This window comes from Parasphingorhabdus sp. DH2-15 (assembly GCF_051668705.1).
Taxonomy (GTDB): Bacteria; Pseudomonadota; Alphaproteobacteria; order Sphingomonadales; family Sphingomonadaceae; genus Alterisphingorhabdus.
In genome coordinates this window covers 705755-723942 of record NZ_CP196351.1, presented here as the reverse complement: position 1 = coordinate 723942, position 18188 = coordinate 705755, and the positions used below count along the sequence as shown (strand labels likewise).

6 protein-coding genes are annotated in these 18188 nt (G+C 51.7%); all 6 read right to left on the bottom strand.

Annotated elements, in window-relative coordinates:
• Window positions 1–121: 121 nt before the first annotated feature.
• The 6 genes from cysS to ACR9YC_RS03350 all read right to left on the bottom strand — a co-directional run bounded on the left by cysS (window position 122) and on the right by ACR9YC_RS03350 (window position 18185).
• Complete coding sequence (gene cysS, locus ACR9YC_RS03375; protein WP_438729844.1) at window positions 122–1594, bottom strand: cysteine--tRNA ligase; 1473 nt, start codon at window positions 1592–1594, stop codon at window positions 122–124.
• A 96-nt stretch (window positions 1595–1690) separates the two neighbouring features.
• On the bottom strand, window positions 1691–10114 hold the full coding sequence (locus ACR9YC_RS03370) for a hypothetical protein (protein WP_438729841.1): 8424 nt from the start codon (window positions 10112–10114) through the stop codon (window positions 1691–1693).
• A gap of 80 nt (window positions 10115–10194) precedes the next feature.
• Window positions 10195–12075, bottom strand: a complete 1881-nt coding sequence (locus ACR9YC_RS03365) for a ShlB/FhaC/HecB family hemolysin secretion/activation protein (RefSeq protein ID WP_438729838.1) — start codon at window positions 12073–12075, stop codon at window positions 10195–10197.
• 34 nt (window positions 12076–12109) lie between these two features.
• Complete coding sequence (locus tag ACR9YC_RS03360; RefSeq protein ID WP_438729835.1) at window positions 12110–12919, bottom strand: hypothetical protein; 810 nt, start codon at window positions 12917–12919, stop codon at window positions 12110–12112.
• Window positions 12900–14990 carry a CHASE2 domain-containing protein gene (locus ACR9YC_RS03355; RefSeq protein WP_438729832.1) on the bottom strand — a complete coding sequence of 697 codons (2091 nt, stop codon included), beginning with the start codon at window positions 14988–14990 and terminating at the stop codon, window positions 12900–12902. The genes ACR9YC_RS03360 and ACR9YC_RS03355 overlap by 20 nt, the downstream gene beginning before the upstream one ends.
• A 3-nt stretch (window positions 14991–14993) precedes the next feature.
• Window positions 14994–18185 (bottom strand): CHAT domain-containing protein, encoded by a 3192-nt coding sequence (locus ACR9YC_RS03350; protein WP_438729829.1) that lies wholly within the window; start codon window positions 18183–18185, stop codon window positions 14994–14996.
• Window positions 18186–18188: the final 3 nt, after the last annotated feature.

The following is an 18188-nucleotide window of genomic DNA, read 5'->3' as shown; positions in this document are numbered from 1 at the left end:
CTTATTTGAATCGATTATTAGGCAAGATTAGAAAGTATCAGACCATAAAGGCAAGCGTCTTCTGATCATAAAATAGGCGTTTCGACAAACCGCCTCAAAAAACTGCTCAATCAAATCCTAATCAATATGCGATAGCCCATTCCCACCCTAATGGGTCGCCATCCATAACCTCTACGCCAGCGGCCACCAACTCATCGCGCAGCACGTCCGATCGGGCAAAGTCTTTATCTGCCCGCGCTGCTTTGCGCTCAACCAGCTTGGCCTCAATATCCTCTGGCGTGATCGCTGCCTCTGTGGGCGTAATGCGCAAAGTGATGCGCGAAAGCGCCAGCAAATCAAGGCCAAACACCGTGTCAAAACGCGCGATTAACGCAAGCCTTTGCACGGCATCAACACGTTTCTGACCCAATATATCGTCTAATATGGTTAGAGCCTTGGCCGTGTTCAGATCATCGCTGATTGCCGTATCAAAAGCCGCTAATGCTTGGTCGATCTTAGGGTGCGGATGCTCTGGCAAAGCTGAGATGTCTGTATTTTCTGAATAATCAGCCTTATCGCGCAGCTTTTCCATGGCCGCGGCCATGCGCTTCAAGCGGGTAAGTGCTGCGGACAGATTATCCCAGGTAAATTCCAGCTCGCTGCGATAATGCGCCTGCAAACACATTAAGCGATACGCAAGGGGGTGAATACCGCGCTTAACCAGCGTTTCCAGCACCAGAAACTCACCTGCCGATTTCGACATTTTGCCGCCACGATCAACCAGAAAGTTATTGTGCATCCAGATATTGGCGCCGCTATGGCCCGAGCATGTTTTGGCCTGATTCTGCGCAATCTCATTCGGGTGATGAATTTCGCGGTGATCAATACCGCCGGTATGAATATCAAATTGTTGGCCAAGATATTTCATGCTCATCACAGAACATTCCAAATGCCAACCAGGCGCGCCTTTGCCCCAAGGCGAATCCCATTCCATTTGGCGGTTTTCTTCGGGTGAAGATTTGCGCCAAATGGCAAAGTCACTTTGCTGCTTCTTGCCGTCAACCGGGGCGATACGGCTTTCGCCATCTTCTGTGGCTACTCTGGCCAATGCACCATAATCGGGGACGCTTGAAGTATCAAAATACAGTCCGCTATCCAGCTCATAACAATGTTTGGGCGCGATCTCTTTAGCGAAATCAAGCATCTCATCAATATGGTCTGTCGCGACCGACCATTTCGCAGGTTCAGTAATATTCAGCCGCTTAATGTCATGCCAAAAGGCCTCTGTATAATGGCGCGCAATATCCCAAATGGATTGTCCGCTTGATGCAGCGGCCTTTTCCATCTTGTCATCCCCTGCATCAGCATCAGATGTCAAATGGCCAACATCGGTAATATTGATGATATGCGTCAGATCATAGCCTTTGAACCGCAAGGTGCGGCCAAGTGTATCTGCAAACAGAAAAGCGCGCATATTGCCGATATGCTGATAATTATACACGGTCGGACCACAGGTATACACCTTGGCTTGCCCTGCCTCGACAGGCTGGAAAGGTTCCAATTGGCGGGTCAAGCTGTTGTGCAGCATCAATGCGGGAATAGCAGTATCAGTCATGCCGCTCTATTTGTCCAACCATGGCCGAAGGTCAAGCGGTAAGGTGCCTAGACCGAAAGGAGGTTTAACCTCCCTTCGGTCTTATATGCCCTTTGCTTAGTCGGCATCCGACAAAGCTGAATCCTCTGTACCAACTTGCGTATCAGCTTTGCTGGCTGTTTCACTTTCTTCTGCATCTTCCTCTTCTTCGGCGTCGTTCGGCGACACCCAGAGATCATCATTACCCGCACCAGTAACAGGTTCGTCAATGACAGGTTCAAAGCCTATTTCTTCATTGTTCCGAAGTTCGATCAAATTCGTATTCAAACCAATCTCGACAATATCGGTGCTGGCTTCATCATTTGCGTCATCGACCTCTTCTTCAATGACATCGCGATTGACCGTGATCGGTTCAGCAAATTCTTCATTATCCGACGCTGGCGGAGGTGGCGGCGGCGGCGGTGGAGGCGGCGGCGGTGGCGGAGGTGGCGGCGGCGGCGGCGGTGGCGGTGGAGGCGGCGGCGGAGGTGGCGGTGGAGGCGGCGGCGGCGGAGGTGGCGGCGGTGGCGGTGGTGCGGCTGTAGAGCAACTGGCCGGGTCAACAATGACACAGCCATTGATCGTGGAAGCTGGATCAAAGGCAGCTGTACCGCCACCTGATGTAATATTGGTGCTGGCTATAACATCTATGCCGGTAATGTCGTTACCAGCGGCGTCAACCAATATACCATTGATAACAATGGTGGCCGTTGGCTGGCTGATATCAATGTTCAGAACATTTGCTGTAAAACCTCGACGATCATCAAAGTCCATTCCCGCTGCGCTATTTTGAATAGCCAGAAGCGAGCTAGCATTAAATGACAGATTGCTGGAGCGGAAGAACCCGGCATCATTTATGATACCGTCATTATTGGCCAGTCTCACATCAATATCAGCGGCACTCATGCCTGCAATATCAGCAAATGCGGCATTACTTACTGCCAATATCTGGGACGCTGTGACGCCAATAGAACCGGTAAAGCCTGCGCTAGGTTCCAACAATTCTACCTGACCGGTCGCAGCGTTGAGGCGGAATTGCCCACCTGCATCGAAGAACAAGCCATTATCTGCACCGGCATTGCTGACGCTAATTGCGCCATCAACCAGCAGATTATCGCCTGCGTCAAAAAATACGGAGCCAGCCGAACCGATATTACCATCGGTTGTGGTGCCGCTGCCTGACGCTACGCTGATATCCAGATTGCGGATGATGATATCGGCATCAGGCCGCGAATTAGCGAGTGATACAAATTCAATATCACCGCCAGAGAATATACGCGAAAACTCGGCATTATCCAGCACATAACCAGTGCCTCCACTGCCGCCAATCAGCATCGCCTCGCTATTGCTATTGGTAAAGCTGATGAGATCCGTGAGATCTGAACGGCCGATTTGCGCTGTACTACCAATATTCACATCTTCCGAAGTGAAAGAAATGACCATGCCCGTTGCCAGTGCCTGCACATCAATATCATTGCCTGCGGTCACAATCAGGTTATTCGATGCCTGAACGTTCTGCACCAAATTGGCTGATGTTGCTGCAGTGATAATAATATCCCCCGCGCCAGGAGTGCCAACTACAATAGGCGCAAATGGGCGGACAGACAGACTGTCAGGAGCCAGCGCCGATGTTCCGGCTGTCAGAGTGGAAGCCGTAACCGACCCTGTATTGCTGGTGAGATTAATATCTCCAACAGACTCGCCAAGCGTTACTATTAGATCATCAACAGCAGTGATATCGATATTACCATCTGTCGCATTGGCGCTGGTCACCACCAACGAACCGAGCGAGTTGACCAGGACAGCCTCTCCATCAAGCACGACATCGCGCGCAGCGATAAGATTGTCGATCACTTCAACCCCGCCACCATCGGCGCGCAGCAAAAGATTACCACCAATATCTGCCGTGGTGATTGACACACCGGCATCGCCAATAAAATTGGCATTGCCGTTTGTGACAACATCCGTAATCTGAATATTTCCACCAGCATTGACTATAGCGTTAGAGGTGGACAGATTTACCGCTGTCACATCACCCGAAGCATCAATAGTAAGCGCTCCGCCGCCAATATCCGCGATATTCACATTTACACCGTCAACATCCACGACATCAGTTGCACTAACACTTCCCGCGATAGTAACATCACCGCCAGCATCGAGCATTACACGGTCTAAGACACCGCCTGTTGCATTAGGGGAAATGGCACTATTGCCGCTAATGTCACCGTCCGCAGTAAGCAAAATATCGCGGCCATTAATATCACCAAACGCGACAGAACCTCCTGCATCAACAACGGTATTCGCTGAAGTGGTTATATCATCCAGCGTCACAGAGCCGGACGCATCAAAGCTCACATTGCTGGCTATGATATTGCCAGCCTCAATAGCGCCATCAGTCGCAACGCCTGTCAAAACTCCGGAAATATCAACTTGTCCCAAAGCAATAGACTGACCCGTGATATTATGTCCGCCGCCACTCAACGCGCCGATATCCACCGCGCCACTAGCAAGGACATTATTGTTGCCACTGGTAATGGAGCCGACAGTCACATCGACACCATCAATATCCACGACATCAGTCGCGCTAACACTTCCCGCAACAGTAACATCACCGCCAGCATCGAGCATTACACGATCTAAGACACCGCCTGTTGCATTAGGTGAAATGGCACTATTGCCGCTAATGTCACCGTCCGATGTGAGGATAATATCCCGGCCTGTAAGGTCACCAAAGCTAATTGCATCGCCAGCATCGACCAATATCGTGGATGAAATAGTGGCGTCAGTGAGTGACACCGAGCCTGATGCATCAAGATCGACATCGCGTGCGATAATATTATCGACAGCAAGATCGCCCGATGTTGCAAAGCCCGTCAATGCGCCTGAGATATCCACCATTCCCAAGACAATAGATTGCCCCATAATGTCATGATTGCCTCCGCCCAGCGCGCCAATATCAACCGCGCCGCTAGCTAGTACATCGCTGTTTGCCGCTGTGATAGATCCAGCCGAAACATTCACGCCATCAACATCGACAATATCAACGGCGCTAATAGCTCCAGTGACAGAAATATCGCCGCCTGCATTCAATATGATACGATCAAAAACACCCCCGGTCGCATTTGGGGAAATAACATTGCCACCGCTAATCCCACCACCAGCTGTGAGCTGAACATCGCGGCCAGTAATATCACCAAAATTGATGGCATCGGTTGCAGTATAAAAAGCATTGGCGTTCACTATGACGGTGCCATTGCCATGAATTGTTCCGTCCGTGGCATCGACGGTCAATGAGCCACCGATTGTCGCATCGTCCAAAGTAACGTTCTGCGCAGTGATGGCCGCATTACCGGCAAATGCCAGATTGTTAAGATCAGCGTCTTGGCCCGCTATAATATTGGCCGTCTGACCATCAATCAGCGACCCGGCACCAGATATAATATTACCTATAGCATTAATGGTAACCCCATTTGCGCTAATAGATGCCAGCCCGTCAGGCCGCCCATCATGCTGGACATTCACATTGCCGCCAGCATCAATATTCAAGTTGGAGCCAATATCGAAACCGCCGCTATCCGTAATGTCGAGGACGACATCGCCGCCTACATTGATAACCGCATTGCCATTAATAGAGATGGCCCCGTCGCTGCTGGTCACAAACAGACCAGTATCCGGCGCGCCGCCTGAAAGCGATTCAACGGTCAAGCTCTGAAATGTTAAACCGCCATTATCATCTCCGGTCAGATCATCAATAGCGATACGACCGCCAATACCAGTCAAGAAAGTAACTGGAGTGCCGCCTGTAGGATCGACAACATCGCCTACAAAACCATTGGCTGTGAAAAATGTCTGTCCAAATGCAGCGCCGCCCTGAACGCCAGCGGCTCCCTCATCGACAACCACATTAATTGCGCCGCCACCGCCAAGCCCGGCAATACCGTCTGCACCGGCAGGCAAACCAGCCGAAGATTGCCCGCCAATAACTGCATTCCCGCCTATGCCATTGGCTGTAACATTTACATTGTTATTGGCAAAATCTAGCACTCCGCCAAGTGCAGCGAATTCAACAGTTCCGCCCAAAGCATCGCCGCCGCTGCCACCGTCTCCGCCTTGTCCGTCGGGACTGGTAGATGTGTCACCATTGCCGCCTGCACCGCCATTGCCGCCCAGACCAAAAGCATCAAAACTTATGGTGCCACCACCTTGTACGGAAAGAACGGCATCATCCGCAGCGCTTATTCTAACGGTTCCACCAACCGCATCGCCGCCATCACCGCCATCACCGCCATCACCGCCGCTAGAGCCATTGGGATTAGAGCCAAAGTTTTCACCACCTGACTCGCCCTGACCGCCTGTGGCATTGGCTTGCAAATCAAGTGAGGAAATGGCGAAACTGCCGCCCTGTATGACTGTCAGTTCAGCTATGCCGCCGGTTGCATCGCCGCCATCGCCGCCTGCGCCAACATCCAAAGTTAAACCGCCATCACCGCCAATAGCATTGGATAATATTGACGGGTTATCAAGAATAGCATCAACGCCGTCTACTGTGATCGTTGATCGACCGCCAAAAGCATTGCCGCCAGTGCCGCCGTTAAACGCATCACCGCCGCGCCCACCTTGCCCGCTGCTATCAACCGTCACATTGACAAAAGGTGTCGTTGCAATGCCAATCTCTTGCTGCAGGTTGAGCTGCGCCGAACCGCCAATACCATCACCGCCTGCTCCGCCAGTGCCTGCGGCATCAAATGTCGAGGAGAACTCTGTGCCGCCTCCGCCACCTGTCCCGTTCGCCTGCACGATCAGATTGGTTGCCGCAACGCTGCCGTCAATATCATCAAATATTGCCTGACCGCCTGTCCCATTGCCGCCATTACCACCATTAAAACCAGGATCAGCGCCGCCGCCATTACCGCCAAAGCCATCTGCCGCTACTATGATGGTATCGGCGGTAATGACAGCAGTGCCATTATTTGAGAAGCGAGCAAGCCCGCCCATGCCATCACCACCATCGCCCACTTCAACGCCGGTACCGCCAGCACCTTGGGCAGAGAAATTCGTGCTATTGCCATTAGCGGTAATTGCCAATGTCCCGACATTCAATGTACCAGACAAGGCATTGAATATGGCTGTGCCGCCAATGCCCATACCGCCATCACCAGCATCTTGGTTAGAACCCTCATCACCAAAGCCGCCCTGACCACCAATGCCATTGGCCGTCACATCCAGCGTAGCGATGGTTACATCAGCGCCATCAAGATTAAAGATGGTTGTTCCGCCTGTACCTGTACCGCCATCACCAACTATATTGGTCGTTGATGTAAAGAATGAAATTGCACTTCCGCCATCACCGCCAATACCATCGGCACCAATATCAACATCATCCGCATCAAAAGTTCCGCTTAACAGGTTGAATGTGAAATTACCGCCAATGCCTGTGCCGCCATCGCCGCTAACTTCAGCGCCGCCGCCACCTTCAACGTCAAAAAAGACAAAGCCGTCGCTCGAACCTATGAACCTGTCAAAAACAAAAGCGCCATCATTGGTGAGATTAAAAACAACATCGCCACCTATGCCGACACCCAGTCGTCCAGCAGAATCACCGCGCGTGCCGCCTTGGCCATCGGATTCAATCGCCACAGTTGAGTTGAACGTAATTGCGCCGCCATCGGCTGTGATAACAATATCCCCACCAAGCCCATCTCTACCGTCATTTGATGACCCACCCAGAGCGCCAGCGTTGAAGGAGCTAAAAGCCGTACCCGTTAACGCACCGCCATTGGACGAAGTGACGTTAATGTCACCTCCTATACCATCACTATTGGTGGCCCGGCCAAAACGCTGAGCATTACCAGACGTATCCAGAAATATGTTATTCGCGGTAAGCGACGCATTATCAACCAGCAGATTGAGATTACCGCCCACAATCCGTGTATCTGAGCCAAGGTTCAAGCGAGCTGAACTGTCCAGACTCAGATCATCACCAATTGTTAACATACTACCATTTTGCACGACAAAATCGATAGCTGCTCCGGCAGCGGACACCGTAGTGCCCTCTGTCCTGACATCTACAGCGAAATCTTCCGCAATCTGGATAGTTGCGCTGTCCGCTAGGAAACTGAGCTGTCCACTTTGCGCATTACCGCCATCATCCGATTCCGCATCGGCATCAATGAACAGACTATTGATTGTATAATTACCGCCATTGAACCGTATATCGACAGTGCCAGCACTCGCATTTTGTGCGGCATTATCCTCTCCCTCAGACGACGCGGCAGATGCGCCTATGATAATCGTGCCGGTATTTAGTGTTGCATCTGTAATGGAGATCGCAACATCACCCGCAATCGATGCACTGCCTGCATTTGGAGCGATATCCGGTTGGCCTGAAGGTGACCGCGCAGCGGAAGCGTTCGCTGTCAAACTAATATTCTGCGCTTCCAGTACAGTGGATGCACCGGTGACAGAAAAGTTTATATCTCCGGCGGTTGCGCTGCCCACACCCTGCGATGTTAACCCGCCAATGGCATTGGTGCTCAATGTAAGATTGCCACCTATGCGGGCGATAGCACCATCAAAAAGCGTGAAATTGACATTGCCAGCCGTAACATCTTCACCCACCGCTGCACCGGCTGCATTAATAATGCCGGTTACACTTGCACTGGCGGTAAAATTACCGGCTATGTCAAGATTGCCATTAGCCTCTACGGTGACATTGACGGCCTGATCAGCCTGCAAAACCACATCGCCAAAACCTGTAAACGGTGAATTGACGCCAACAAACAAATCAATGCTACCCGTTGCAGTCGCTGAAATATCATTAGTGAAAATCGGGCTGCCAAAAGCAATATTGCCGCCCTGTACTGCGCTATCGCTTCGCGGAACATCTGTACCAGACACAATATTGCTGGTGCTGAGGATAATCTCGCCATCAACCTCAGCCGCGCCCATTGCCGGACTATATCCCAGCGAGCCAGAGACCAGCATGGTAATCGCATCATTTTTGGGCACGGCAACTGCATATATCGCCTGATTATCGGCATCGAGCAAAGTGCCGCCAGGAGTCCTAACCGGTCGCCGTGCCGGCCCGGTTGTTACGCCATTATGGACAATACCATTTGCATCGGTGGTGCCGGTGGTCACATTGATATCAAACAGGCCGTTATTGATGGTGATATCAGCCTGTTCAGCAGCAACATATGCCACTGAACCATTGGCGGTCACAAAACCTTCTTGCACCACTCTTGGCGCTACTAATGCAACATAACTGCCGCTGCGCGGTGTATTGATTTGTGCGCCAGCCTGAATTTCGACAGCAGCCAGACTATCAGCAGCACCGCGAAAACGGATCTCTCCCCCATCACCGAAAATACCGCCATCTGTATCAATATCATTTGTTGTCAAAACCAGCGAACCGACATTAAATGTAGCACCATTGCCAGCGATAATTCCGCCCGGACTATAGAAAAAGATATTGCCGCCAACAGGGCCGTTAAATACGCCATCGCCATCTGTTGACGTGCCCAGAAAACTGTTCACCGTTCCGCCAAAATTAACGCTGCGAATATCCCCATTGGCATCAACGGTCGGCAAGATTCTGTTTAAGACAGTATATCCGCTTGAGGGCCCTGCAAATTGTATCGTCGTATTCTGCGGTAAAAGATTTATCGAATCTGTAGTGGTTGAGAATGGTGTTGTATCAAAGGGTGTCCAGTTGATGATTGTTTCGGCATCGGTCACCGTTACCTGATCCAGCACCGCGATGTTCACGACAGCGACCACAACATTGGGGTCGATTATGGAAACGACACCGGGATCAAACGATCCCCCACCAGATACAAAATTTGGCGCAGCCTGAAATGCACTGCCATTAGAAAAACGCGGGCCAGTCATTTGTGGCTGATTTTCAGCAAGCAAACGTGTTCGGCCGCTAATTGCGATATCTTCATTCGCGCCATTTAGATTTGGGAAATCAACTTCACCGCGAATAGATATTGTGTCTGGAGTGCCAACCAATACAGGGCGGGCGTTAATAGGTGTCGGACGGATTCGCAGATTGGGTCGCTGTTGCTGTGGCTGGTTTTCGACGCGCAGCACAGGAGTTGCTGGCTCGTTCCCGATCACCAAGGGGGACGGGTTAGTGATCGGATTTGGACGGTTATTGGGTAGCCGGCTAATTATATCGGGGTTAACACGCGCAGTGATACTGGTCGTATTGCCATCACCGCGCACGACTGGAGTGGCAATCGGCATAGTGACTGTAGCCGGATCAATCCGGCCAGATATGCTAATTATATCAGGCGTGCCGCGCAATATTGGTGCGACTGGGCCAATGCCGCTTCCGGCCATGCTCGGGACACCATTTTGCGCAAATGCAGGCGAAGACAGGCCTAAAACAGCAATGGCCGCAAGTATAGAAGCAGAAGCCTTCAGGCTGCGCCGTTTTTTGCAGCGGTAAGCGTGAATGCTCTGGGGAATATATGATTGGGTCTTTGTCTTTGTCATCTTCTCGTCCTCACCCGAAAATTCTGAATTTCATGTGTTTCCAACACAGCGTAATTTAAGTTATTTTCGTGTCATTGCGCTCATGGCGCCCGGCCGCGCCAATTCCATGGTGACAATTGCATTGTCAGCGTAAGCAGGAACCGCACATCGCCCGTTTCTGTTTGAAAACCCGCCCTGTTGAGCGGCACAGCAATTGCTGCATCAAGCGTTGCACTATTGCGTATATTGGCGCGCAATCCCGCACCGATGGAATATAATTCCTGCGGATCCAGCCCGTTAAAAGCCGTGTCTTCATTCCACACCAAAGCAGCGTCAAAAAACGCAAATGGTTGGAATGCTGATTTGCCTGGTCCTGATGGAATGAAAGACCCATAGCGCAATTCTGTCCGCGCGCTGATGCCGCTATCTCCGATTATTGTGCCGGGATCAAAACCGCGACCTACGGTGAAATTGCCACCGGAAATCTCTTCATAAGCAAACAAAACATCAGGCGAATATTGCAGCCGCGGCGAGAAAGCTAATGTCAGCTCCGGCACGGGACGATATTCATATTGGCCATTGGCCCGCACCACAAAGGCTGTCGGATCACCCTCTATCCGGCTAGGCAAAATGGCATTAGGCGCAAGGCAACGCACCAGAGCTGGGCCACAGCCATCGCTCGCGCCAAATATGCCAAGCCCTTGCCGAAACTCCACATCACCAGAAAAAGACCATTTGGGTTCACTGATAGTATAGCCGTCACGGCCAGAGATGCTGGGTTTATGAATAGCAGAGAAAGCAACGCGCCCATAAAGCACGCTCAATATATCTTCGGTCAGGGGAGCATCACCAAAACGGACATCTTGATTGATATATTCCAGCCCGAATGTCCCGAAAACATTACTCGCCTGAGAGCGGACAAAAGGATAGGTCACATTCACATCTGCAACCAGAGTTTCAGACTCCAAGGCACCGTTAAGGCCGATGCTTGGCTGGGAAAAACTATAGGTGAAATCCGCGCCGATCGTTAAACCTTCGGAGCCGGCTTTGAAATTATGACCCAGTTGCAAAACTTGCTGTTCGTCAAAATCCAATGTCGTAAAACCGCTAATGATCGTCTCATCGCCAAGGCCTGTCAGGCCATTTAACCTGACACTGGCCAAGCCGCCAAACCGCCCTACAGAGCGCGAACCCAAATTCTGTACGGCCAAGTCAGCATAAACCGGCGTACGGATGACGGAGAATTCACCGATAACATCGCCTTGCGCGCCATTGGCTGGACGCAGCGCTAGGCGCACATCAAGCCCGGGAATATCCTGCATCAGCAGAAGATAACGTTCAGCCTCTTGCGCGTTAAAATATGGCGCGCTGGCAATCTTATCAATATAACGGGCTAACAGCTTTTCAGACGCACCTGCATCGCCGCGAATTTGCACCGAAGATACGCGTGCCACCAACAAGTCCAACTGCACCACACCATCTTTGATGGATTGCGGCGGCACCTGTACCGCAGCCAAATAACCCTTGGCGCGCAAGCTGCTTGCCGCACGGTCGCGAATATCACAGATAATGGCGACCGATTGTTCCTTGCCGACATATTGCGCAAAGCTATCAGCCAACAAAGCGCGATCAATACCATCGGCCCCCTGGAAATCGACATTCTTCAAAGTAAAACGCGTTGCTGCAAATTGCGGCTCAGCCAGAGGACATGGCGCACGTTCAAAACCGCTTTCGACATTCAACGCTTCGGAAGCCGGACGCGCATTGGGCTGCACCACACCGCGCTGTATTTCCTCACGCGTTGGAATGCTGGGGGATGTCTGGGCATATGACGGTATTGCGTAGGCTAGCGGCAGCATTGCCAGCAAAGCATTTCGCGATATACGCCCCAATATGCTTGGTAGCATAGGCGATGATATGCGCGAAAAGGCCTTTGCCCAAAAGACCCTTACTATAGGCGCCTTCCATCTCTTCTGTCCCATCACCATCCCCTATTATATACCCCGCCAATAGCCCTTAATTGGCGGCTGGCGTTGCTTCCCCATCAACAGACTCATCACTGGCCAGAATATCAACCAACAGGTCGAGCTGTTGCTCGCAGCCATTGGCCAATAGAGCCTCTGCAGTGGCATCAAGTCCTTCGGGCATATTGGGCAGCAATTTGACAGTCACATTCACAGGCTTGGCCTCACCACCTGCCTGAAGTGAATATGCTCCACCATTTTGCATTGAGATATTATCGGTGGGCCAGCGGCGCACCTGGCTTCCGCGCCGCCATTTGATGTCTGCCATTCCGCCAACTGCAGCCGACAAAGTCATGGTCTGGTCACTACGGACATCTGGACGCCAGAGCAAAACCTGCTCCGGCTTAACAATACAGTGTGTTCCGCCGCGCGAAACATCAACAAACCACAAATTAGGACTGCGCGTTGCGAGGGTCGGGTTTTGCGGAGCTGCACGCAATTCGCTATTGCCGCCACGAACTGCCCCTGTGCGGGAGCGCCGACGTGGCCCCGTTGCCACAAAGCTGGCAACACGTGTACTGGTCTGCGATGCAGTGGTTTGGCGGTCGAGCGAAAATGTCCCCGGGCCAGTCAACACACGTGTGCGGCCCTTATCCAGAACAGTGACGCGGTCACCTCTTTTCAGCGTGATCGTCCCGCTTGCTGCAATTTTTTTGCCCGCAGGATATTGCGAGGCTGACGGCCCGGTTGACCGCACAACCAATGACTGCGCAAGTGCTGGCGACGCAACGGCAATGGCGCCGATCATAGCGACACTGGCGCACAGCGCTTTCGCCATCTTCCTATTTTGATCCCAAAACATAACTTTCTCCTTTTCCGGTCTGTTTCAGCCGGTTTACCAAGTTGGTCAGGGCGCTATCATCGCCCCATTTCGCAATCATGTCTGTGAGCCGCGTCATAGCCGCGCTATCACCCGCATCATGCGCAGCGACCAAATCGCCAAACGCAGTGCGGTCCTCTGTCGCCCAATCGGGTACAGGTTCAAATATCTCTACTGGTCTGGCCCGCCCGCTCAAAGTGATACGGCCCATAGGCCGGAACCAGTCTAAACCAGTTTTTTCAGCAGCTTCACGGCTGACCAAAACCGATGTTTCCAGCGCCTTGTTGGCTGATTCCAAGCGCGCAGCAGTGTTCATGCTATCGCCAAAAGCGGTATATTGAATACGACCATCACCGCCAAAATTGCCAACAATGGCTTCACCGAAGTGCATGCCAACCCGGGTTTTACCAATGGGCGGTACACCTTCCGGTGCTTCACGGCGAAATGCCTCACCCGCCTCATACATCGCTTGAGCTGCTCGGGCTGCACGTTCGCCATCGTCCGGAAAGCTGATCGGTGCGCCCCAAAAGGCTACTACGGCGTCGCCGACAAATTTATCCAACGTCCCGCCATATTCCAGCACAACAGCCGCCAAGCGGTCCAGATAGTCATTCAACAGCTGCGCCACCATTTCCGGCTCAATAGCATGGCTCAATTTGGTGAAGCCTTCCAAATCGGTAAAGACGCAGAATATCTCGCGCTTCTCTCCATGCAGGGCCAGCTTTTCAGGATCCTTCAAAATCTCTGACGCAACAGATTTCGGCAAATATTTGCCCAATGCGCCCTGTGCAAAAGCGCGCTGCTTAGAGCCAATAACCCGCGCAGCTGCGCTCACACTGGTATAGCTTAGCAACCAGCCCAACCCCCAGCCAAATGACGACAGGTCAAGGGTATGAACATTGTTCGCCTCCAACCAGAAAGGCATAGCCAGAAAAAAGGCCAATTGCCCGATGAGCAGCAGCGCAATAATCCACGCACGGGCAGCGCTTAACGCCGTCAAAATGCCTGCAAGAACCACAAGAATGGCCGCCAGCCACTTGACGACATCTGTAAGTGAGACCGGCTTAATACCGTCCAACAATTGCGCCAACATATGGGCGTGGACTTCAAGCCCGATCATCGTTGTTTGCCCAGTTACGGCATCGCCAGTGCGCGTAAATGGCGTTTCAAACTGGTCAAAATCGACAAAATCGCCGCCAATTAACACATGTCTGCCAGTGATTTGCTCTGCAAAAGCGCCAGCAATTTCCGGATCAGCCAGAAGCTCAATGGGAAATTTGCCAAATACAGGAACTGCATCATTGCTGGCCTGTTCGTCCCCGTCCTGCTCAACACGTTTGGGCGTGCGAAAAACAACAGGCCCTTGATAATCGGCAAAGGCTTGCGATTGTGGATTGTCTATACCAGCCAAAGCGATTGAAAAAAACGGAGGCAGCCCTTCGGGTTGATCCGGCCAGCGACGAATAACGCCATCACCATCTGTTTGCAGTCTTATGCTGGTGGCTGCTGAATTGCCTTGCGTTGCCTCTATCAGATACTCTTCCAGAAATTGCTGCTGCTCAAAATAGATTGCCTCAGAATTGGTCTCGACACTGGCATAGGCAATGTGCGTGGGCGTCTGCATATTGTTGAGCACATTCAGCAATAGCGGATCATCATCCTGTGGTTGGTCAAACAGAATATCGATACCAATAGATTTGGCACCCATCGCGTCCATATTGGTCAGTGCTTCAGCCAAAACAGTGCGGTCCACTGGTGATCGCTGGCCAGTCTGGCGGATTGTCTCATCAGTATAGACAACCATCACAATGCGGTCATCCTGCTCGGCCAAGGGCGCAAAAATGGCTGCCCTTATGTCATATAAAGCGCTCTCCGCATCACGCACCAAAGGCAAGTCCCAACTAAACCGTGCCAAGATCAAAGCCAATATGATGAACATCGTGGTCGCGATCATCCGTATTGGCCCCAACTGCTTAAACAGCTGTTGGAGCATACGGCCGCGCTCCTGCAAATGCAGTTTTTCTTTACTGGCAGAGGCAGGTTTATCAGACATATATCAGTTCGTGCTCGCTGCTTGTGTGGGAGTCGCTTTTGCCAGTTCAGCAGGGCGTACCGAGCGCGCACCATCACCAACAATGGCAAAACCGGCCCAATAATAAGGATGTGATGTCAGAGGGTCGTCCATCAAAGGTGTTCGCGCACGGGCCATTGCAGACCAGATGGAACGCCCGCCACCTTCTGATATGACACCGGTAATCAGTCTGTTGGTCGCTTGATAATCATCAGGGGCTGGCCAATGGCTGGCCATGACAGAGCGTCCACCGGCACCAACAAATGCACGGACCAAACCATCAAGAGAACCGCCGCCGCCAGTTGACAATCCAGCTTCGCGTGTTGCGGATATCGTTGCTCTGCCAGCAGTATCGCAGGCCGATAATATCACCAGATCAGCATCAAGCCGCAGGTCAAAGATCTCGCGAAAGGTCAACAAACCATCAGAATCATCTGTGCCGAAGGATGTTAAAAGAGCAGGTCGTGCAGGACATTCGGGACGCGGCGCACTGACCAAACCATGAGTGGCAAAGTGCAAAATGCGATAGTTGGAAAGGTCATTACGCGCCTTTACATCGCTATCCGTAAATTGCGCGCCGATCAGCAAGGTAGATTGGTTCTGGCCAATAATATCTTGCGCCTTAATCAGCTCGTCTCCGGAAATAGGCTTGTTCCACTCGGCAAGCGGCCATACGCAGCGGTTGGCCTCTTCACTGCGAAAGCGCGGCAGCTGCGACAATGCACTTTTTTCAAATACTGGCGCATTTTGACCAAGCCCAAGATATTGCCGCGACGCCTTAGAAGAGGGCGCATTACGCGCATCGACAAAAGCGCGCGCAGACACTGCCGTGCTGACCGCCACATCACGAGCAAGCCATTGCACATCACTGACATCAAATGGGTCGCCATCAATAGCATCAGCCCGTTCAGCAAAACGATCAAGCGAGGCATCGTCAGTGACCAGCAAATCAATTGGCAACTTCAGGAAAGCGCCATCAGGTTCGAAAACCAGATGATCAAGAGATCGCAGCTCACCATCCACTGGCGCGAAGATATCGCGATATAGTGACCGCGCTTCGGCTACAGCAAAGGGCGTTGTGATATAAGCGCCCGCCGCGGCATCATAGGACGAGATACTATCGCGGATTGCATCGACCCGCCTCTCCATCTCTGTCGCCGATATATTGGCTTTATAAGCGCGCTGAACATTACCATCTGTAAAGAACACAAAGACTTTGTTCGAAGCTATTGCCAGACGCAAAAAGCCTTCACCTGGCTTCATAGCGGACTGCAATTCGTCCAGCCCCAAAAGACGGGTAGAGACAACAGTATATTGCGGATAGGCAGATAGTTTAAGTAGCGTCGCTTGTTGGTCAGCTTCTAACTCGGTTATGCGCGCCGAAAGCTCTGCACGGCGCGAAACAACGGCTGGGCGATCTTCCATCGCGTTGACTGCGGCAAATTCGGTACGCAGTCTTTCAATAGCACGATTGATATTGTTCGATTGTCGGAAAAGCCGTGATGATTCCTCACTACCGCCGCTTAATTCACGTGCCAATACAGCTTGCGTTTCTGCAACACCTGCACGGACCAGAATCTGTGTCGCGCGGAAAAACTCAGCCGCATCCACTTCATTGCTATTACCATCCGACAAGAGAGAGAAATACGGCTCCAGCTGATTGGCAAAGCCTGTCATAGGGTCACGCCGGCTGAGCGATGTGGACACAATCTCCCGGTAGATAGTACGTGCTTTTTCAGGCTCACCATTACGTATGTAATAGCTGGCCAAGCGCGCCCGCGTGGCATTAAGTGCACGGGTTTCAGGATATTGCACAGCGACAATATCAATCGCTGCTTGAAAGTAATTCTCCGCCTCTTGCTTACGGCCCAATTGCTCAGACACCAGCCCAAGTTCAGCCAGAATTTGCGCCCGCAAACGAATGATGGAAACCACACGGCCATCACGCACCGAAACCGCCTGATTAAGGGCTTCTAAAAGACTGGTTTGCGCACCTTCAAATTCACCATTTAAGCGTTTGGCGGTGGCTGAAAGCTGCTTTGCCTGAGCATCGATAATGATGGCCCGTTCTTGCGGTGATAGCTTGCGATCATCGACAAGATTGAGCAATGTGCCCAGCCTGCCATCCCCATTAATACGGCCAGCAATTGGCAATGTAATCTGCGCATCCTGATTAAGGGCATTGGCACTTTGCTGCAAAGCCTCTACCGGTTGCAACAGCCTGTTTATTGCCGCTTGATACTGGCCTTGGTTGATAAGGTGTATCGCTTCATAATTTCGGCTAAGACGCGATTGCACAGGGTCTTTGCTAAGCGCCGCCTGAGCCTCTTCAAACAGTGCATCCGCTTCGGCAAAATCCCCCAAATTGGATTGCTGCAAAGCGCGATTGATTAAAAACTCATTAGGATCAATATCAGCCTTATCTTCACCAGACAGTCTTTGTTGCAATGTTTCAAAAAATGCAGAGGCGTCAGCATAATCACCGCTATTGTTGCGGCGATATCCTTCTGCCAAGGCTTTGTCGGGCGCCAGGGTCAGCGCTTGGATACGGGCAAAAGCCTCTGTATCGCCCACAGACGTCGTAACGATTCTGATTTCGCCTGGCACTATGCGATCAGCAATGATGGATTGTTGGGCCAGATCAATAGCATCTTTATAAGCCGCAAAACCTTCTGCGACATAGGTGACTTTGCCCTGTTGCTTATAAGAAACCATGTACGGAATATTGCCCGCTCGCCAAATGCATTGCGCTTCAGATGCAGCAGTAACGCTGGAACAATCCACATTCTCACTGCGACGCTGGTTAGTGCGCGCATTTATGTCGCCCGCCGTTTCGCGTAAGGCAAAAATATATCCTACTGGCCGCGCTGAATCACGGCACACAATCGCCCAGCTACGTTCAAATGGTGACTGCAATATGGGGTTGGAAGATTCGCTTTGCACCTGACACAAAACATCCCCGCCACTGCCAATTGGAAAGCTGTCTTTCAGCGCAAGGGATTGCTGCGCATAAACAGCCGAAGACATCAGCGAAACAGAAGCGCATAACATTGATGTTAAGAGCGCCTTAGCGCAGCATTTCGGTAACGCCAGAGAGCGCCGAAGCCGGATACTATCAGATAGTGAGTCACCATTGGCCCATGCAAGACCAATGTTCGACCATATTATATTTTTCATTGC

Excerpts from the sequence above, each read along its gene's own strand:
- cysS (WP_438729844.1), bottom strand. The coding sequence starts at position 1,594 with ATGACTGATACTGCTATTCCCGCATTGATGCTGCACAACAGCTTGACC.
- ACR9YC_RS03370 (WP_438729841.1), bottom strand. The coding sequence starts at position 10,114 with ATGACAAAGACAAAGACCCAATCATATATTCCCCAGAGCATTCACGCT.
- ACR9YC_RS03365 (WP_438729838.1), bottom strand. The coding sequence starts at position 12,075 with ATGGGACAGAAGAGATGGAAGGCGCCTATAGTAAGGGTCTTTTGGGCA.
- ACR9YC_RS03360 (WP_438729835.1), bottom strand. The coding sequence starts at position 12,919 with ATGTTTTGGGATCAAAATAGGAAGATGGCGAAAGCGCTGTGCGCCAGT.
- ACR9YC_RS03355 (WP_438729832.1), bottom strand. The coding sequence starts at position 14,990 with ATGTCTGATAAACCTGCCTCTGCCAGTAAAGAAAAACTGCATTTGCAG.
- ACR9YC_RS03350 (WP_438729829.1), bottom strand. The coding sequence starts at position 18,185 with ATGAAAAATATAATATGGTCGAACATTGGTCTTGCATGGGCCAATGGT.